Below are 17,867 nucleotides of genomic sequence, written 5' to 3' on the forward strand. Positions count from 1 at the left end.
TCGTTGTCGGTCGGCAAGCGCCGGTCGTCATTCGGCAAGCGGCGCACCCTCCGCGAGGTGCGGCGCGAGCGTGTTGTCGAACATGGTGAGCGCGCTCGCGATCGCCATGTGCATGTCCAGGTATTGGTAGGTACCCAGCCGACCACCGAAGAGCACCTTGCGTGCGGCGGTCTCGGTTTTGGCGAGGTCCCGGTACTCCGCCACCATTGCGCGGTCGTCCGGGGTGTTGATCGGGTAGTACGGCTCGTCGTCGTCTTTCGCGAATCGGCCGTACTCACGCATGATCACGGTCTTGTCGTCCGGGTAGGTGTCCCGCTCCGGGTGGAAGTGACGGAACTCGTGAATCCGGGTGTACGGCACGTCGGCGTCGTTGTAGTTCATCACCGGGGTGCCCTGGAAGTCGCCGGTCGGGAGCACCTCGGTCTCGAAATCCAGTGTGCGCCAACCCAGCCGGCCGGCCGAGTAGTCGAAGTAGCGATCGAGCGGGCCGGTGTAGACCACCGGGGCGTCGGGGCTGGCGGCACGTAGCTCGTCGCGCACGTCGAACCAGTCGGTGTTCAGCCGCACCTCGATGCGGTCATCGGCGGCCATCTTCTCCAGCCATGCGGTGTAGCCGTCGACCGGCAGGCCCTCGTAGGTGTCGTTGAAGTAGCGATTGTCGAAGGTGTAGCGCACCGGCAGCCGGGTGATGTTGCCTGCCGGCAGGTTCTTGGGGTCGGTCTCCCACTGCTTGGCCGTGTAGTGCTTCATGAAGGCCTCGTAGAGGGGGCGACCGATCAGGCTGATCGCCTTCTCCTCGAAATTGGCCGCATCCTTGGTGTCGACCTCGCTGGCCTGCTCGGCGATGAGCGCACGTGCCTCGTCCGGACTGAAGTACCGGCCGAAGAACTGCGAGACCAGCCCCAGGCCCATCGGGAACTGGTAGGCCTGGCCCTTGTGCATCGCGAACACCCGATGCTGGTAACCGGTGAAGTCGGTGAACTGATTCACGTAATCCCACACCCTCTTGTTGGAGGTGTGGAACAGGTGCGCACCGTACTTGTGCACCTCGATCCCCGTGTTCGGCTCGGGTTCGGAGTAGGCGTTGCCGCCGATGTGATGCCGCCGATCGATGACCAGGACCCGCTTGTCGAGCTGGGTCGCCGTCCGCTCTGCGATGGTGAGGCCGTAGAAGCCGGATCCGACGATGATCAGATCGTAGGGGGCCTCGGCGCGGGTGCCCTGACTATTGCTTGCCACGGGAGTTCAGGGTAACGGACCCTTCCTGAGTAATCGCCGTGCACACGGCCCCGCCGCGTGGTCGCGACGTCGGACGCCGTGACGAGGGCGCCCAACACGAGTAGCCTCGAACCATTCGGCCTGCAGCCATCGGGCCTGGACATCCACCGTTGAGTGCAGAGGCTGCTTGTGTTGGTTCCTCCCGTTTCGTCCGTCGATGAACCCGCGATCGAGCGCATCGTGGTGGTCGTCCCGGCGCACAACGAGGAACGCCTGCTGCCGGCGTGCATCACCGCACTCGACGACGCGATGCGTGCGGTCGCCGTCCCGACCGAGCTGGTGGTGGTGCTCGATGCCTGCACCGACGGGTCTGCCCGGCTGGTTCCCGCCCACGTGACGACCGTCGTCAGTTCTGCGCGATCGGTGGGCGCCGCACGCCGGATCGGTTTCGACCGCCACCTCGGCCTTGCGCGCCCCGAACGGACCTGGTTCGCGACGACCGATGCCGACTCCGAGGTGCCGCCCGACTGGCTCGCGACTCACCTCGGCGCCGCCGGCCGCGGAGCCGAGGCATTCGTCGGGACCATCGTCCCGAAGAACTGGGACAACTGGTCGGCGCGCACCGCGACCATGTTCGGCGACCGCTACCAGCCCGGAGAGGGCCACGTCCATGTGCACGGCGCCAACCTCGGTGTCCGCGCCGACTGGTACCGGAGACTCGGCGGTTTCGTCGCCCGCACCGGTGACGAGGACGTCGATCTGGTCCGGCGTCTCGAGGCGGCCGGTGCCCGCATCGCCCGGAGCGGACGGTCGCCGGTCACCACCTCGACCCGCATCGACGGCCGCACCGACGCCGGGTTCTCCTCCTACCTCCAACGACTCGAGATCCTCGGACGCCAGGCGGACGCGGATCCACCCACGAGAAAGGTGTCACCGTGATCGTCGACGCTCCCGGACTGGCCTACCGCATCGTCAACGAGGGGGCTCTGGACGTCCCGTTGCCTGGTCACGGCGACACCGCGATCCGGCTCCGGACCCTCGCCGACTTCTGTCATCGCGACATCTCGGTGGGGCGACTGGTGGAAGCCCACCTCGATGCCGACGCGATTCTCGCGGAGATCGCCGGTGAACGCGTCGGGCCGGACGAGTTGTGGGGGTGTGGGCGGCCGAACCACCCGAGCCGCGGGTCACCGCCGAGCAGTGTTCCGGCCGCTGGGAGCTGTCCGGCGCGAAGCCGTGGTGCTCGGGCGTCGCGGCCTGCACCCACGCCCTCGTGACAGCGGAACACCGATCGCAGCGCCAGTTGTTCGCCATCGACCTGCGGCAGCCGGGCGTCCGCGCCGAGCGTGGGGGCTGGGCCGCCGCCGGGATGCGGGCCACCGAGACCGGGACCGCCCGCTTCGACCGCGCAACCGCGCGCCCGATCGGCGAGCCGGGGCAGTACCTCACCCGGCCGGGTTTCTGGCACGGCGGCATCGGGGTGGCGGCGTGCTGGCTCGGTGGGGCACGCAAGGTTGCGGGCGTTCTCCACCAGCGTGCGGCTGACCGTCCTGACGACGAGCTCACGCTGATGCACCTGGGCGCGGTCGACGCAATGCTGGCGGGCGGGCGCTCGATGCTCGAGCAGGCGGCGATCACGGTCGATGCCGCTCCCAAGGACGCGGTGGCGGCCCGTCTGACCGCCCACCAGGTGCGCTGGGGCGTCGAACAGATCGCGACCGCCGTCGTCGACCGGGTGAATCGCGCACTGGGGCCAGGACCTCTCGTCCACGACCGTGAACATTCGCGGGCCGTCGCGGACCTCACCGTCTACATCCGGCAGTCACACGCCGACCGGGACCTCGTGGAGCTCGGCAGGCTCGCCGTGGAGCGGCATGCCTCCGACGAACAACCCCCGTTGGCGGTGATGCCGGGCAACAGCGACGGCAACTCGACGGTCATTCCCAGCGCGATACCGACAGAGATCCTGCGATGAGCTCGGCGATCCTGCGATGAGCTCGGCGGGGCCCGCCTCCGGCGCGTCGGAAGGATTGGCGGTGACGCCGGTCTGCGCCGACGGCACCCCGGAAGACCAGTGGCAACGCTGGCTGCAGGAGCGGGCACCCTGGCCGTCCCTGGTGCTCGACGTGGAACGCCTGGTGGTCCTCGGCGCGCATCCCGACGACGAGGTGCTCGGAGCGGGCGGGATCATGTCCGCCGCGGCATCGGCGGGTATCGAGGTGGTGGTCGTCTGTATGTCCGACGGCAGCGGGTCACATCCCGGCTCGCCGACCCTCAGCCCGCAGCAGCTGGCCACCCGACGTCACGTCGAACTGGAGACCGCGACCGCGCTGCTCGGCCTCCCGACGCCACGCTGGTTCGGACTGCGCGATGGCGGGCTCGCCGAACAGGTGCACACGATGACCGGCATCGTCGACACCATCCTCGACGACGAGCCCGATCTCGTCACCGGCCTGGTGTCGGTGTGGTCGCACGACGGCCACCCCGATCACGACGCGGTCGGGCGCTGCGCGCTCGAGGTCGCCCGGCGTCGTGGTCTGCCACTGTGGATGTACCCGATCTGGATGTGGCACTGGGCGGCCCCCGGCGACCCGACGGTGCCGTGGGACCGGCTGCGCGCCCATCGGCTCGAGCCGTCCGCCATCGCCGCGAAGCATGCCGCCATCCACGCCTTCGACACCCAGGTCAGACCGCTGTCGCCCGACCCGGCCGACGCGGCGATCCTTCCGCCGCACGTCCTGGCACACCTCACCCGTCCCTGGGAGTTCGTGATCGCATGACCGGTGATGCCTCTTCGACACCGTCGGCGTCGACCCCTGCCGCCCGGCCGCTCGCCGACGACTACTTCCACGAGATGTACGCCGCCGACGACGACCCGTGGGGCTTCGCCGACCGCTGGTACGAACGCCGAAAGTACGCGCTCACCCTCGCGTCGCTGACATCGGAACGGTACCGACGCGTCTTCGAGCCCGGCTGTTCGATCGGTGTGCTCAGCGCCGAACTCGCGCTGTGCGCCGACCACCTCCTCTGCATGGACCTCAGTCCGCGGGCGATCGAACTGGCGAAGCGCCGGCTGGCCCGGTACAGCGGCCACGTGGAGGTCCTGACCGGCAATGTCGTCGGCGATTGGCCTGCCGGCGAGTTCGACCTGATCGTGCTCAGCGAGATCCTCTACTACCTCACACCCGAGCAGCTGGACATGATCGTCGATCGGCTACCCGGCTCACTCACCGCGGACGGTGAGGTGGTGGTCGTACACTGGCGACACACGGTTGCCGAGTATCCGCAGTCCGGAGACGAGGTCCACGATCGTCTGCTGGACTCGACTCTCGTCCACTGTGCCGGGTATCGCGACGCAGATCTTCGCCTCGACCTGTTCAGCCCACAGGCGCGAGGATCGGTCGCTCAGCGCGACGGTCTCGTAGGCTGACCCGGTCAGAATCGGTACCCGGTCCGTCCGGGATGGCGTCGAGGAGTCGGTATGAATTCCGATCACACGGTCCGGATGGCGGAGATCGTCCGCGAGCTCCGCGCAGAGAGTTCCGATACGGAATCTGTGTTGCGCGGTATCTCCAACACTGCGGTCGGATCGGTCCCGGGCACCGACTACGCCAGCGTCACCCTCGTCACCGCCAACCGGATCGAGACGCCGGTGGCGGTGGGCGATCTCGCCGACAAGTCCGACGCCCTCCAGCGTGAGCTCAACGAAGGGCCGTGCGTGCGCTCCGCCGTCGACGCCGAGACGATCGTCATCGACGACATGTCCGACGACGAGAGGTGGCCGCGGTTCGCGGCTTCCGCCCACGAACTCGGTATCGCATCGATGGCGTGCTTCTGTCTCTACGTCGACGGCCGCGACTTCGGTGCGCTCAATCTGATCAGCACCACACCGCATGTGTTCGACAAGGACGCCATCTCGGTCGGTGAGTTGTTCGCCGCGCACTGCGCGACCGCCTTCTCGGCGGTCCGGGAGAAGGAGCAGCTACGGGCGGCGCTCAGCTCCCGCGACATCATCGGACAGGCGAAGGGCATGATCATGGAGCGCTACAAGATCAATGCCGACGAGGCCTTCCGCCTGATGGCCCGCCTATCGCAGGACGGCAACATCAAGCTCGTCGAGGTGGCCACCCGGATCGTCGACTCGGGGCCGGAGTCATGACTCCCCGCTAGCGGAGCACGTCGGATCGCGGGAACCCGACCACGGGTTGACCGCCGCGGACGAGGTAGTCCGCGAGTCCCTGACCCACCAGGGCATGCGCACCCGTCTGCTGGCTGAACAACATCAGTCCTCGCTGGAAGAGCTGGATGACGCCTGCGCCGTCGGGAGTGAGGTTCGGTACGCCGATGGCCTGGCCGAGTGGGCCGGTGACGCCTCCGAGATCGTCGAACTTGCCGTTCAACGCGGAGGTCCCGATGGAGAGCAGCTGCGACGAGCCCGGGATCAGCTTGTCCGGCAGTGAGCTGAGGCTGCCGAGGTCGATCGGACCGCCACCAGGGCCGTCAGGTCCGGTCGGCGGTCTGACGATCTTCGGTTTGACCGCCTGTCCCTGCACGGCAAACCAGGACGACTTGAGTTTGAGCATGGTGCGCGCCTCTTCGCCAGAGACTTCTCGGGTGCCCGACGATCCCACGGCGCGGACCTTGATCGCGCGTCCGTTCTCGGGTCCGAGGCCGTTGGCCTCGACCACGTCGAGGCTGCGCAGCGCGCCCACCCCGAATGCGGCGCCCACACTGCCGGCGTTCACCGTTGCCGTCCAGTTCCGGTTCGGCGACGCCGCGTCGCCGTCGTCGCGCACTGCGGGGAATCGTCCGCCCGCCGTGTAACCACCTGTGGAAGAAGAGAATTCCGTGAACGCGGGCTGGCCGCCCTGACGGAGGATCTGTCCGGCGGTCGCGTCGGCGGCACGGTTGGTGCGCGGGTCCTCGCCGGCGACGGCCCCGTAGACCTGGGAGTTCTGGGTGTCGTCGATCCTCTTGCCACCGGCGATGGCGGCGAGCGCATAGGTGCGTGCGGCGATCGCCTGCGCCTTGAGTGCTTCTGCGCCACCGGCGTCGGCCCAGCCCGGGGAACTCTCCTTCGGGATCACGCCTTTGACATAGTCGTCGATGTGGAGGCGGTTGACGACCCGCCCTCCGTCGAACCCGAGCGCACCGCGATAGGCCTGATTCGATCCACACATCTTGAGGAATTCATTGCCCGGCCGACTCGGCCCCATGTTGATCGGCTCGACGAACGGCGCCTGCACCGTCCGCACGGGACCGCCGCCACAGCCATTGGTGATGGTGGCGGTGTTCCCGGACAGACTGACCGCCTGCCCGGGACCCACCATTTGGCCACCGACTCGCATCCCGGCGTCCGCGTGCACATTCACCGAGTTCTTGCCGGTCAAGATGACCGAGATCTCGGGCCTGTCCACCTTCCCCGCGGTGGTGCCGCCGTAATAGTGGCGCAAAATCTGTTGTGCCGACCAGCCTTTACGGGCGTAGCCGAACGCACCCCACTGCCCCATCCCGCGGCCGTGGCCGAGACCGTGCCCGATCAGGGTGATCTGCGATCCGGCCGTCAGGGTGACGTCGTCCGACGACCTCTTCGCCTCGCTGACCACCAGCAGACCACCGGCGATCAGCACAGGCGCCAGCCCGATCGCGGCAAAGGACAGCGATCGGGTCCGGGCGTGCCGAGGGCGTGCTCTGACCAACGTCTCGGAAGACCTTCCGTGAGGCTTGGAGTGCTTCGTACGTCTGCGGAGTGCGTGTTACTGATGTGACTGTTGTGACCCTAGTGAAGTATCCGGCGAATCATCAACCCCAGGAGATAACAACCGCATCACGAGTTTCACGCCGTCGGCGTGCGGCGTGGACCCGTGCCCCATCCCGCCGACACGATGGCGAACCATGCGCCGCCCCCGTCTCAGCAGATCCCGTCCCCGACCTTCGATCGTGCTCGCCTCTGTGGCCGCGGCGATCGTCGCGAGTCCCTTTGCCGTCGTCGTCGCCGGATCGGATCCTCGTCCGGCCGACAGCCATCGCGAGATCCCGTCGACCACCATCGACGAGCTCGGTCTGGCCGACGTTCCGTCGACGGTTCTCGACATCGCCGAATCAGGCCTGGCCGCAGCCGGAATCCGGTTGCCCGAACCGGACCCGCGGCGCGCGGACCCGTCCGCCGACGACCGACCCGTCGGCGCCGTCGTCAAACACATCACCCAGGACAAACCGTTGAAGATGGTCGGCTTCACCTGGGAACGCGCCGTCGACGCGTCGATGTTGTTGCGCGCCAAACGTACCGACGGGACCTGGGGCGACTGGACGAAGTTGGAACCGATCGAGACCGCCGATGCCCCGACTCCCGAACACCCGATGGGCACCGAGCCCATCTGGGTGGGTGACGCACGCGAGGTGCAGGTCGCGGTCACCGACGACGGGCTGGCCATACCGGCCGCCGAGTCACCCTCAGGCGGGCTCGTCGAATGGGGCATCGGTACCGCGAGCGCCGTGGTCGAGAAGCTGTTGACCACCGCGATGTCGGCGATGACGGCAACGCTGATCAGTCCGGAGAGCCTGCTGTCGCTGGGCTCGTCGCTGCTGACCCCGCTGTTGGGTGGGCCGTCGGTGGTCGCTCGCGCGCAATGGGGTGCCGACGAGTCGATCCGGTGCTCACAGCCGGCCTATTCACCTGCGGCGCGTGCCGCCATCGTGCATCACACGGCCGGCAGCAACGATTACACGCCAGAGCAATCCGCGGAGATCGTGCGGGGCATCTACGCATACCACGCACGCACTCTCAACTGGTGCGACATCGGCTACAACGTGCTCGTCGACAAGTACGGACAGATCTTCGAAGGTGCGTTCGGCGGCCTCGACCGCAACGTCGAGGGCACGCACACGGGTGGCTTCAACAAGTCGAGCATCGGGGTGTCGATGATCGGCAACCTCGACCAGGTCGCACCCACCCCGCCGATGATCTCGTCGGTCGCGCGGTTTCTGCGGTGGCGGCTCGGCAAGGCGGGCGTGAATCCGTCGAGCACCACACAGCTCACCGCAGAAGCGTTCACCGACAGCAAGTTCCCCGCCGGAGCCGTCACCAGCCTCCCGGCGATCAGCGGGCACCGCGATTACAACAACACCAGCTGTCCCGGTGAACTCGGTTATGGCGCACTGACGGCCATCAGGTCGATGGTGGGCGGTGCACCCCCGTCACCCTCCGCGCCTGCACCCGCGCCCGCAGCCTGAGTCCCCGCGTGACCCGCGCTCCCGTCTCCGGCGATTGCGTTCTCGTTCTTGCTGTCTGCGAGCGTGTTTGGCCGCCACCCGCGTGACCGACCGGGTGGGACGCGCGGGCGGCGCCTGGTGGTTGACGGTGTCGGGTGGAGCGGGCGAGGCCGTGAATCGGATTCGACGTAACCCGGGAAACAGGGATTCCAGGTTGTCGGCATCGCCGGCCATCACCAACCCCTCGGGGGTGGTGAACTCGGTTCGCAAGCGACCACGTCTGTCGCGGAACTGCTCATCCAGCCAGTTCCCAAAGGTCTTGAGGACATGGGAGAACCGATCCTTGGCATTCAGATTCTCCGGCACCGTCTGCCCGCCCGCCCGCGGGTTGGCGTGGTCGAACTCGCGGACGTGGTCGATATCGGCATCGAACGCCGACGTCGCGTTGCCCGGCACGATGGAGTAACCGTCCCGCACCCGCACATAGGTGTCCAGCGCGGTCGACGGCCGGTACGGATCCGACGGCAGATGTGCCGGCAGCACGAACGTCCCGTCGGGGTCCTGCGGAGTCCCGTTGGGCACCAACGGCTTCACCACCGTATCGCGACGGGCGGCCAGACCACGCACATGCTCATCGGAGATCACGCCGTGCCCGGCGACGAATCCCGCATGTTCGGCCTCACCGGTGAGCGTGGATTCGTCGCAGACCACGTGGATGACCATCTTGGCGTCCACCGGCGGTACTGCCCCCGTCCCTGGGATGGTGGCGGTGCAGTCCGCACGCCCGCAGTTGCATTCGAACCGCGTGCCGGACAGCAGGGCGAACATCGCATCGGAGGCACGTTGCTGTGTGGTGCGCCGGTCATGCTCGCACGCGGTGGCGGCGAGCGCCCTGACGGACGCTGCGGCGATGCGTACATTCTCCGCCGGCATGGTCGCCGATATCTGCGCCACCCCATCCGGTTTCGGTACCGTCCACACCCTCCGCTCGTTCAACGCCCGGCGGCGGGCTTCGCGCACCGCGTCCGGGTCATGTCGGAAGACGATGCGATCCACCATGTCGCGTAGCCGTTCGGCCGACCACGCCCCGGTGTGCAGGTCGAGTTCGGCGGCGATCTCCGCATCCGCGTCGGCCATGCACTCACGGCCCTCGAGCAGATCGGTTCGGGCGATGATCGAGGCAACGCGGGCCTGCGATATCTGCCCGTCACGCAACCGCTCGGACACCTGCGGCAACCGATCCCGCAGGGCCAGCGCCTCACGGATTTGTTGTTCGGCGGACTGCTGGGAGATGCTCAGCGCCAACGCGATCCGTGCGGCGCAGTCGGCGAAGCCATCCACCACGAGGATGTCCTCGGGCCGTTCGTCCGGGCCGACGAGACGGTGATGCAGTTCGGCGGCCAGCCGGTAGTCGTGCCAGGCGAGATATGCCCGGCCACGCTGTGTGGCAGCCATCGAGCCGAGCAACTCGTTGGTTTCCACCTCACCGATGTCGTCGGCGTGCACACGGCCGGTGAACAGCGACGCCAGATCGGGCCACGGCGAAGCCTCACCCCACCACGACGACAACCGCCAATCCGGACCCGACATGACCGGCGCCTTTCAGAGACAGACTCATGGACATAGCGGAACCACTTGTCCCACTTATCTCTGAAAGAAGACCAGCCCCACCAGGACCGATCCGACATCACGTCAACGCTTCGATTCCGCTGAGAACAATCTACGACACGGCACCGACAACTTTCGGCGCGTACTCGGCGACAGTCACCACCGAATGGATCCCGAACCACCGCTTGAGCACACGGGCGATCTGCGGTGTTATCCCGCGCTCAGCTCAGAATCCCTTGGCGCCGAGCCAGGTCAAGGCTGCGTCGGCCACGTCCCGCCATCCGCTGTCGATCGTGAGTGAGTGCCCGCGTCCAGCGAACTCCTGGTACTCGGTGACCGAATCGCTCCCAAGATACATGTCGTAGACCTCACGGGTCACCTTGGCCGGTACCGTGTGGTCCTCGGAGCCGGAGGTCAACAGCAGCGGACCCCGGACCGCCTTGTGCGTGTCGACCGCGGCAGGCGAGTCACGATGGAAGTTCGCGGCGGCATCTTCGAACAGTGGTCGTCCGGGGCCGGGGATCGTCCACTTCTCGAACAGTTCGTCGGAGGCCTCCGGCGTCAGCGTGTTGCCGAAACTGTAATGGAACTGCTTGGACGTCAAGGCCACTGTCGTCTTCCGGTTGGCCGGGTTCGACAACACCGGGAAGCCGGATCTGAGCTGAGAGAACGGGAGGGCCTTGACCCCCTTGATCGGAGCCGGATCGATGGCAATGGCGGCGGCGGCAAGGTCGTGTGCGAGCAGTTCCTGTGCGATCAGTCCTCCGAACGAGTGACCGATGATGATCGGCTTGACGTCCGGCGTCCCGATCAGGTCGGCGTAATGCTCGCAGATCTGCTGGATGCCGACGTCGTTCATACCTTCCGGGGCTTCGCGCGTCTCCTTCACCGTTTCGCGGTCACCCGGCCATCCCGGCGCGGTCGCGGAATAGCCGTGCTCGGAGAACAGGTCGACCCACGGACCCCAAGCGCTCGAGTGGATCCACAATCCGTGGACGAACACGACAGGATTGGTCTTGGCGGTGCTACCGGTCATCGGCTTCCGTTCGAGAGTTGTCGGGTCACAGCGTCTTGATCAAGCCGCCGTCTATCGTGAAATCCGATCCGGTCACATTCCCCGCCTTGTCGCCGGCCAGGAACAGCACGACGTCGGCGACCTCGTCTGGTGTCGTGAACCGTCCCGTGACCGATTCCGCCGCCGCGGTGTCGGCCACCCGTGCGGCCGATTCGCCCGGGGCACCGGCAATCGTCTCGGCCACCCCACCCTTGCCGAGCCAGAGATCGGTGGCCACCGGGCCAGGGCTGACCGTGTTCACCCGAATACCCTCGGCACCATATTCTTTCGACAGCGACTTACAGATATTGCTCAGGGCCGCCTTCGCCGCACAGTAGTCGATCACGCCCGGGTCGGGCAGGAATGCGTTCACCGAACTGATGGTGACTATCGACCCGCCGCCACGCCGGACGAGCTGCGGGATCGCCGCCCGGGTGGTCCGGACCGTCGCCATCACCCCGAGCGTCCACGACGCGAGCCACTGTTCATCTGTCACGCTGGCGAATCCGTCCGGCCGCGGGGTGACCGAGCCCGCGTTGTTGACGAGGATGTCCACACCACCCAAAGCCTCGGCACGTTCGATCAGGGCGATCGGTCCGCCCGGCGTGGACAGGTCGACAGGTACGAACGACACCGTCCCGGCATCTTCGAGACGCTCCAGTTCCGCTCCGCCGCTTCGCGACCCGGCGACGACGTGCGCGCCTTCAGCGGTCAACGCCTTGGTCACCGCGAGCCCGATGCCCTTACTGGCACCGGTGACGACCGCGATCTTTCCCATGAGGCCGAGATCCATCGTGAATCCACTCGTAGAAGGAACGGCCGCAGATCGCGACTGTGTGCTTTCCGGATGATAGACCGGATCGGCGCGTTGCACAGTCCCAATTCCGGCATTTCCCCACGGACGCCGTCAGCTGCGATCTCGCCTTACCCGAACCACCGCTCGAGCACCCGGGCGACCCCGTCGTCGTTGTTGGTGACGGTGACCTCGTCGGCGGCGGCGAGGGCCGCCGGGTGCCCATGCGACATCGCGACGCCATGGTGCGCCCAGGTCAGCATCTCGACGTCGTTGGGCATGTCACCGAACGCGATGGTCGAGGTGTCGGGGAGATCGGCCAGCCCGACGAGATCCCGGAGTCCCGCCGCCTTGTGGGTGTCCGGCATCGACAGCTCGATGAGCCCGTTGTCGGTCGAGAACGTGATCTGAGCGAGGTCACCGATCGCGTCGCGCAGACGTGCCGCCATCTCGTCGCTCCGCATATCCGGTTGGCGGACGAGGAGCTTCACCGCCGGCTCGGCGTACACCTCGTCGTCCCCGACCTCGATGTGGTCGGGGTTGAGCCACGCGTGCCGGTATCCGGCAGTGGCGACGAACGGCAACGTCGCGGCGTCGTGCGCCGATCGTCCGGCACGCTCGGCTGCGATGCCGCATCCCGGGATCTGCCGGTAGGCGCGCTCGACGAGCTTCTCCAGTGTCTCGGAATCCATTGTCGCCGCGGATATCACCCGATCATGTGCGACGTCGTAGAGGATGGCTCCGTTCGCGCACACCGCATAGCGAACCTGCGCCGCGGTGCCCTCGAACTGGTCGGTGATCTCGGCGATCCAGCGGGGCGGCCGGCCGGTGGCGATGACGAACTCCACGCCGGCTTCGACCGCGCGGCCGACGACACCGATGGTCCGGTCGGACACGCGGTTGTGGTCGTCGATCAACGTGCCGTCGACGTCGGTGGCGATCAGTGTGGGCGGACCGAAACCTGTTGCCGCCAGGCCAGTTCGGGTCACCGCTCGTCACGCGCTTTCTGCGCCCGCGCGGCCGCCTTCTCGGCGGCCTCGGCATCTTCGATCACATGCGCCTCCTCAGGCGTCGGCGCGGAGCCGCCCAGTCGCGACGGGACCCAGAAGGCGTCCGCCGGGTGAGGCCCGTACGCGTCCTGCACCTCGTGCAGGAGGGTGGTCATCGTCTCCTTGAGTCGTGCGGTCGCCTTTTCCGGACCTTCATCGGCCCGGACGGTCAGCGGTTCGCCGTACCGGACCGAGACCGGGAGGTGACTGCGTCCCATCTGCCGGTGACCGGTCTTCGTCTTGGTCCACTGCCGCTGCGCACCCCATACGATGGACGGCACGATGGGTACCTGCGCCTCGATCGCCATCCGGACGGCGCCGGTCTTGAATTCCTTCGGCTCGAAGCTGCGGCTGATGGTCGCCTCCGGATACACCGCGACGATCTCACCCTCCCGTAGCCGAGACACCGCCGCGCGATAGGCCTCCGACCCCACCGAGCGGTCCACCGGGACCGTCTTGGTGTGGTTCACCAGGAAGCGCATGATCGCGATGTCCATCACCTCGGACTTGATCATGTACCGCGTACGACGGCCGGCGCGGTACACACCGAGCGCCGCCGGCAGGAAGTCCGTGTAGGCGGTGTGGTTGATGGTCAGCACCGCTCCCCCGGTCCGCGGGATGTTCTCGAGTCCGGAGAACCGCAGGTCGAGGCCCTGTGCACGGACCAAGCCGTTCGCGATGATCTCGAGCGTCCGGTAGACCGGTTCCATGGCGGCAAGCCTATCTGGCGTGAACGATCAGGATTCCGTGTCGGGTGCGTCCTGTTGCGCCCGCTTGGCGGCCTTGGCCGCCTGCTCCTGCGCGTCCATCCGGTTGGCCTCCTCGAGCGTCGGGGCCGAACCGCCCAGTCGGGCGGGCACCCAGTACTCACCCTGTGGATGGTCACCGTAGGCATCCTGCAGTTCGAGCAGCTTCTCGCTCATCGCCTTGTGGAGGCGTGCAGTGATCTCGTCGGCGGTACCCACCGGGTCGATGGGCTCGGCGACGCCGATCATGACCTTGACGCCGCTGCGACCCAGGTTCTTCGGATGACCCTTCGTCCACACGCGCTGGGCTCCCCAGATGACCGTCGGGATGATGGGTGCGTCGGCTTCGAGCGCCATCCGGGCCGCTCCGGACTTGAATTCCTTCAGCTCGAAACTGCGGCTGATGGTCGCTTCCGGGTACACCCCGACGAGTTCGCCGCGTTTCAGGTAGTCCACGGCGGCCTGGTAGCTCTGCGCGCCGCTCGCGCGGTCGACCGGGATGTGTTTGAGCGCACGCATGATGGGACCAGAGATCTTGTTGTCGAAGACCTCCTTCTTCGCCATGAAACGGACTTTGCGCCGGTGCTGGAGGAACGCCGGGATTCCCGCGTAGGTGAAGTCCATGTAGCCGGTGTGGTTGATCGCCACCACGCCCGGTCCGTCCTTCGGCACGTTCTCCACGCCCGACACCTTGAACTTCAGGCCCTCGGCCAGCCACAACAGTCGTGCGGTGGTGATCACAGCGTCGTAGACGGGTTCCATGCGTCGAGCTTAGGTCATGGTCGAAGCGCTACCCTGAAGGCCGATTTGATCTCGGACCATCCCCGTTCGGTCCGAGTGCTCAGGAGGCGAGAAGTTGCAGATCACCAGCATCGGTCATGCCGGTTTCCACATCCAGACCAGCGCCGGCTCCATCCTCTGCGATCCGTGGGTCAACCCTGCCTATTTCGCGTCATGGGTCCCGTTCCCCGACAATTCCGAGCTGGACTGGAAGTCGCTGGGCGACTGCGACTACCTGTACGTCTCACACCTACATCGCGACCATTTCGACGAGCGCAATCTGCGGGAGAACGTCAACAAGGACGCCACCGTCCTGTTGCCCGACTATCCGGTGCCCGATCTGCGACGCGAGCTCGAGGACCTCGGCTTCCACACCTTCGTGGAGACCGAGGACTCGGTGAAGACGACGGTCACAAACGAGAAGGGCTCGCTCGATGTGATGATCATCGCACTGCGCGCGCCGGCCGACGGACCGATCGGCGACAGCGGGCTGATCGTCTCCGATGGCGAGACCACCTGCTTCAACATGAACGACGCCCGCCCCATCGACCTCGACGTCATCGACGAGGCCTTCGGTCACGTCGACGTCCACCTGCTGCAGTATTCGGGCGCGATCTGGTACCCGATGGTCTACGACATCCCGCGCAAGTCGAAGGCCAACTTCGCGGCGCAGAAGCGGCAGCGTGGCATGGACCGGGCGCGGTCCTACATCGAGCAGGTCGGTGCGAGCTGGGTCGTCCCGTCCGCCGGACCGCCGATGTTCCTCGACGACGACCTGTTCGGCCTCAACGACTTCGGTTCCGGCGTGGACGGGGCGGACGAGACGTCGATCTTCCCGGACCAGGAGACCTTCCTGGAGCAGATGCGGATTCACGGCACCGACGACGGCGAGCGCCATCGCGGTCTGATGATGGTCTCCGGATCGGTCGCCGAGTTCACCGGGCCCACGTTGAACGAGGTCTCGCATCCGTATGCGCCGCATGAGGTCTTCGGCGAGAACAAGCGAGCGTACCTGGAGCGGATGAAGGAGAAGTTCGCGCCGGTCATCGCCGCCGACAAGGCGACCTGGGCGGTCGACGACAGTGAGCCGCTGCTACCCGCGCTGCGAGAGCTCTTCGAGCCGATCATGGGACAGTCCGATCTCATCTGCGACGGGATCGGCTATCCGGTCGGCCTGGTGATGGGTGACCAGACCGTGGTGCTCGACTTCCCGAACCGGATCGTCCGAGAGCCCAAAGAAGGAGAGGGCAAGTACCGCTACGGTTTCCGGATCGCTCCCGAACTGGTGCGCACCGTGCTCCGTGACGACGAACCGGACTGGGTCAACACCATCTTCCTGTCCACCCGATTCACCACATGGCGGATCGGTGGCTACAACGAGTACCTCTACACGTTCTTCAAATGTCTCAGCGACGAGCGGATCGCCTACGCGGACGGCTGGTTCGCCGAGGCACACGACGATTCTGCCTCGATCACCAAGGACGGCTGGGAATTACAGCGCCGCTGCCCACACCTGAAGGCGGACCTCTCCAAGTTCGGTGTGATCGAGGGTGAGAAACTGACCTGCAATCTGCACGGCTGGCAGTGGGACCTGCCCAGCGGTCGGTGCCTCACATCCAAAGGACACGAATTGCGCGCCCAGCGGATCGACGGCTGAGCTGACCGGTAGAGGCCTCTGAAGCTGGGAAACGCAGTGGCACAACGCTCTTATCGTGGTCGCACGGTCGAGGAACGGCAGTCCGAACGCCGGGCCAGGTTCATGGCTGCCGCCCTCGACATCTTCGGCACCAGCGGCTATGCGCGCGGCACCGTGTCGGCGATCTGCGCCGCGGCCAAGCTGTCGCGCCGGCAGTTCTATGAACTGTTCGACACCCGCGAAGACCTCTTGATCGCGGCCTACGACATGATCCACGGTGAAGCGCGCGATGCCGTTCTCGCGGCATTCACCGATGTCGACGAGGTGGACGCCGGGATCGAGGACCGGACCCGCGCAGCGGTGCGGGCCTTCTTCGATTCGGTTGCGGCCGATCCCCGCCGCATGCGGATCGCCTTCGTCGAGGTGGGCGGGGTGAGCAGTCGGGTGGAGAGTCACCGCGTGCAGACCAGGGAACAGTGGACCGAGTTCTTCTCCACCGCGGCCTCCGAATTCACCGGACTGTCGGAGTCGGAGTTCGGCTTCACCTACGAGGCGGCCGCGTTCATCGGGGCGCTCACGGAAACCGGTCACCTCTGGGCGAGCAGCGATCACCGACCCGACCGGGACACCGTGGTGGAGATGCTGGTCGGCATCATCCTGTCGTTCGCCGCGGGCCGGTCCACACAGAACGACGTCTGAATCCAGATATTGCCCGCACCGACCCGCCGTGTTACTTTCTTGCGCAATGTGGAACCGCGTGTTCTCACATTGCCGGCGTCGCCGGTGACCACGGCGCGGCGTCCCGCCTGCGCGGGAGGTCATGTCGGTCTGGGGGTCACCGGAGCGGTGCGCGGAGATCTCTTCGGCGCCGCTCCGGTGGCGGACTTCCGCTACCCCTGCGGGACGGCCGGCGACGACGCCACGGTGACCGCACCGGCGATCGCCGCGACAAACGCGATGGCGGCGACCGGCCCCCACCCGGCACGCGTGACGTCGCCGAGCAGGGCCACCCCCACCGCACCCGGCACCACCGTCTCTCCCACCACCAGGGCCGCGGCGGCCCCGTTGACCGATCCGGTCTGCAACGCGACCGTGAACAGGTAGAAGCCGCCGACACCACACACGACGACGGCGTACGCGGCCGGATCCGTGAGCAACTCGCCCAGCGAGAACGGGTCGATACCGTGCACGATGCGAACGGCGACCGCCATCAGCCCGAACACCACACCACCGAGTAGCCCTGCCACCACCGCGATGCGGGCACCGAGTACCTGGACCATCGCCAGCCCGCAGGCGATGAGCACGATGCCGATGATCAGCACCGACCAGTGCAACCACGCCCCGTCGTGGCCGCGACCTTCGTCGGCGGAGGCAAGCGCGAGCACGATCAGTGCGACCACCACCACCGCGATGGCGATCTGGTCGCGGGTTCGCAGGCGGACATGCAGGATCACCGTCGCCAGGACCGCCGTCACGACGAGATTCGCGCTGACGATCGTCTGGGCGAGGAACAACGGTACGAGTCGTGCCGCGACGAGGTTGCCGACGAATCCGATACCGTCGAGGACCAGGCCGGCGAGGAACGAGGCGGTCAGCATCGCGGCCACCGTCGACCGCAGGCTGGGAGCGTGCGGCCGGCCCGAGGCCCCCGGGTCCGCGGTCGGGACCGCCACACTCTGGGCGCCCCGGGCCTGGAGCACGGATGCGGTTCCGTATCCGAGCGCAGCGACGACGGCGGCGACGATCCCGATGATCATCGGCTCAGTATGTC

The 17,867-nt window shown here is 66.9% G+C and carries 18 protein-coding genes; 9 read left to right on the forward strand and 9 right to left on the reverse strand.

The genetic code is table 11. The annotated features are described in order from the left end of the window. Window positions 1-27 precede the first annotated feature (27 nt). Entirely contained in the window at window positions 28-1,239 is a 1,212-nt protein-coding gene (glf, locus tag GTV32_RS14845) for a UDP-galactopyranose mutase (protein ID WP_161060962.1), read from the reverse strand. A gap of 171 nt (window positions 1,240-1,410) precedes the next feature. On the opposite strand from glf, the gene GTV32_RS14850 reads away from it, so the two are divergent. Genes GTV32_RS14850 through GTV32_RS14870 form a run of 6 tightly spaced genes read left to right on the forward strand, consistent with a single transcriptional unit; the run spans window position 1,411 to window position 5,377 of the window. Further along, window positions 1,411-2,157: a glycosyltransferase gene (locus GTV32_RS14850; protein WP_202421805.1), complete on the forward strand. Its 747-nt coding sequence runs from the start codon at window positions 1,411-1,413 to the stop codon at window positions 2,155-2,157. After that, window positions 2,154-2,495, forward strand: a complete 342-nt coding sequence (locus GTV32_RS24080; RefSeq protein ID WP_343287341.1) for a hypothetical protein — start codon at window positions 2,154-2,156, stop codon at window positions 2,493-2,495. Before GTV32_RS14850 ends, GTV32_RS24080 begins: the two co-directional genes overlap by 4 nt. Further along, window positions 2,492-3,193: a hypothetical protein gene (locus GTV32_RS14855; RefSeq protein WP_343287342.1), complete on the forward strand. Its 702-nt coding sequence runs from the start codon at window positions 2,492-2,494 to the stop codon at window positions 3,191-3,193. Before GTV32_RS24080 ends, GTV32_RS14855 begins: the two co-directional genes overlap by 4 nt. A 16-nt stretch (window positions 3,194-3,209) precedes the next feature. Further along, the gene (locus GTV32_RS14860; RefSeq protein WP_161060963.1) at window positions 3,210-3,998 is read left to right on the forward strand and encodes a PIG-L deacetylase family protein; all 789 of its coding nucleotides are present in this window, start codon (window positions 3,210-3,212) and stop codon (window positions 3,996-3,998) included. After that, window positions 3,995-4,648 carry a class I SAM-dependent methyltransferase gene (locus GTV32_RS14865; RefSeq protein WP_161060964.1) on the forward strand — a complete coding sequence of 218 codons (654 nt, stop codon included), beginning with the start codon at window positions 3,995-3,997 and terminating at the stop codon, window positions 4,646-4,648. Before GTV32_RS14860 ends, GTV32_RS14865 begins: the two co-directional genes overlap by 4 nt. Before the next feature lie 51 nt (window positions 4,649-4,699). After that, on the forward strand, window positions 4,700-5,377 hold the full coding sequence (locus GTV32_RS14870) for a GAF and ANTAR domain-containing protein (protein ID WP_161060965.1): 678 nt from the start codon (window positions 4,700-4,702) through the stop codon (window positions 5,375-5,377). Between the two features lie 7 nt (window positions 5,378-5,384). On the opposite strand, the gene GTV32_RS14875 is transcribed toward GTV32_RS14870, so the two are convergent. After that, window positions 5,385-6,917 carry a SpoIID/LytB domain-containing protein gene (locus GTV32_RS14875; RefSeq protein WP_237421548.1) on the reverse strand — a complete coding sequence of 511 codons (1,533 nt, stop codon included), beginning with the start codon at window positions 6,915-6,917 and terminating at the stop codon, window positions 5,385-5,387. A gap of 196 nt (window positions 6,918-7,113) precedes the next feature. Between GTV32_RS14875 and GTV32_RS14880 the strand changes: the two genes are divergently transcribed. Continuing rightward, entirely contained in the window at window positions 7,114-8,451 is a 1,338-nt protein-coding gene (locus GTV32_RS14880; RefSeq protein ID WP_161060966.1) for a peptidoglycan recognition protein, read from the forward strand. Here the strand turns inward: GTV32_RS14880 and GTV32_RS14885 are convergent. The 6 genes from GTV32_RS14885 to GTV32_RS14910 all read right to left on the reverse strand — a co-directional run bounded on the left by GTV32_RS14885 (window position 8,416) and on the right by GTV32_RS14910 (window position 14,442). Continuing rightward, the gene (locus tag GTV32_RS14885) at window positions 8,416-10,020 is read right to left on the reverse strand and encodes a DUF222 domain-containing protein (protein WP_161060967.1); all 1,605 of its coding nucleotides are present in this window, start codon (window positions 10,018-10,020) and stop codon (window positions 8,416-8,418) included. The two genes, GTV32_RS14880 and GTV32_RS14885, sit on opposite strands and share 36 nt — an antisense overlap. A 244-nt stretch (window positions 10,021-10,264) precedes the next feature. After that, on the reverse strand, window positions 10,265-11,074 hold the full coding sequence (locus tag GTV32_RS14890; protein WP_161060968.1) for an alpha/beta hydrolase: 810 nt from the start codon (window positions 11,072-11,074) through the stop codon (window positions 10,265-10,267). 25 nt (window positions 11,075-11,099) lie between these two features. After that, entirely contained in the window at window positions 11,100-11,885 is a 786-nt protein-coding gene (locus tag GTV32_RS14895; RefSeq protein ID WP_161060969.1) for an SDR family oxidoreductase, read from the reverse strand. Between the two features lie 131 nt (window positions 11,886-12,016). Further along, a complete protein-coding gene (locus GTV32_RS14900; protein ID WP_161060970.1) occupies window positions 12,017-12,874 on the reverse strand; it encodes an HAD family hydrolase in 858 nt (285 codons plus the stop codon). Then, window positions 12,871-13,644: a lysophospholipid acyltransferase family protein gene (locus GTV32_RS14905; protein ID WP_161060971.1), complete on the reverse strand. Its 774-nt coding sequence runs from the start codon at window positions 13,642-13,644 to the stop codon at window positions 12,871-12,873. Before GTV32_RS14905 ends, GTV32_RS14900 begins: the two co-directional genes overlap by 4 nt. A 27-nt stretch (window positions 13,645-13,671) precedes the next feature. Then, window positions 13,672-14,442 carry a lysophospholipid acyltransferase family protein gene (locus GTV32_RS14910; protein ID WP_161060972.1) on the reverse strand — a complete coding sequence of 257 codons (771 nt, stop codon included), beginning with the start codon at window positions 14,440-14,442 and terminating at the stop codon, window positions 13,672-13,674. 94 nt (window positions 14,443-14,536) lie between these two features. Here GTV32_RS14910 and GTV32_RS14915 point away from each other — a divergent pair, with 94 nt between their 5' ends. Then, window positions 14,537-16,117 (forward strand): MBL fold metallo-hydrolase, encoded by a 1,581-nt coding sequence (locus GTV32_RS14915; RefSeq protein ID WP_161060973.1) that lies wholly within the window; start codon window positions 14,537-14,539, stop codon window positions 16,115-16,117. A 36-nt stretch (window positions 16,118-16,153) separates the two neighbouring features. Beyond that, window positions 16,154-16,795, forward strand: coding sequence for a TetR/AcrR family transcriptional regulator (locus GTV32_RS14920; RefSeq protein WP_161060974.1), 642 nt, complete (start codon window positions 16,154-16,156; stop codon window positions 16,793-16,795). Between the two features lie 191 nt (window positions 16,796-16,986). Here GTV32_RS14920 and GTV32_RS14925 read toward each other — a convergent pair whose 3' ends face one another. After that, the gene (locus GTV32_RS14925) at window positions 16,987-17,853 is read right to left on the reverse strand and encodes a hypothetical protein (RefSeq protein WP_161060975.1); all 867 of its coding nucleotides are present in this window, start codon (window positions 17,851-17,853) and stop codon (window positions 16,987-16,989) included. Window positions 17,854-17,867: the final 14 nt, after the last annotated feature.

This window comes from Gordonia sp. SID5947 (assembly GCF_009862785.1).
Classification (GTDB): domain Bacteria; phylum Actinomycetota; class Actinomycetes; order Mycobacteriales; family Mycobacteriaceae; genus Gordonia.

Bases quoted from the DNA above. Each gene is read 5' to 3' on its own strand.
- GTV32_RS14870 (WP_161060965.1), top strand. From the start codon at position 4,700: ATGAATTCCGATCACACGGTCCGGATGGCGGAGATCGTCCGCGAGCTC.
- GTV32_RS14925 (WP_161060975.1), bottom strand. From the start codon at position 17,853: ATGATCATCGGGATCGTCGCCGCCGTCGTCGCTGCGCTCGGATACGGA.
- GTV32_RS14860 (WP_161060963.1), top strand. From the start codon at position 3,210: ATGAGCTCGGCGGGGCCCGCCTCCGGCGCGTCGGAAGGATTGGCGGTG.
- GTV32_RS14905 (WP_161060971.1), bottom strand. From the start codon at position 13,644: ATGGAACCGGTCTACCGGACGCTCGAGATCATCGCGAACGGCTTGGTC.
- GTV32_RS14895 (WP_161060969.1), bottom strand. From the start codon at position 11,885: ATGGATCTCGGCCTCATGGGAAAGATCGCGGTCGTCACCGGTGCCAGT.
- GTV32_RS14880 (WP_161060966.1), top strand. From the start codon at position 7,114: ATGCGCCGCCCCCGTCTCAGCAGATCCCGTCCCCGACCTTCGATCGTG.
- GTV32_RS14885 (WP_161060967.1), bottom strand. From the start codon at position 10,020: ATGTCGGGTCCGGATTGGCGGTTGTCGTCGTGGTGGGGTGAGGCTTCG.
- GTV32_RS14890 (WP_161060968.1), bottom strand. From the start codon at position 11,074: ATGACCGGTAGCACCGCCAAGACCAATCCTGTCGTGTTCGTCCACGGA.
- GTV32_RS14865 (WP_161060964.1), top strand. From the start codon at position 3,995: ATGACCGGTGATGCCTCTTCGACACCGTCGGCGTCGACCCCTGCCGCC.
- GTV32_RS14910 (WP_161060972.1), bottom strand. From the start codon at position 14,442: ATGGAACCCGTCTACGACGCTGTGATCACCACCGCACGACTGTTGTGG.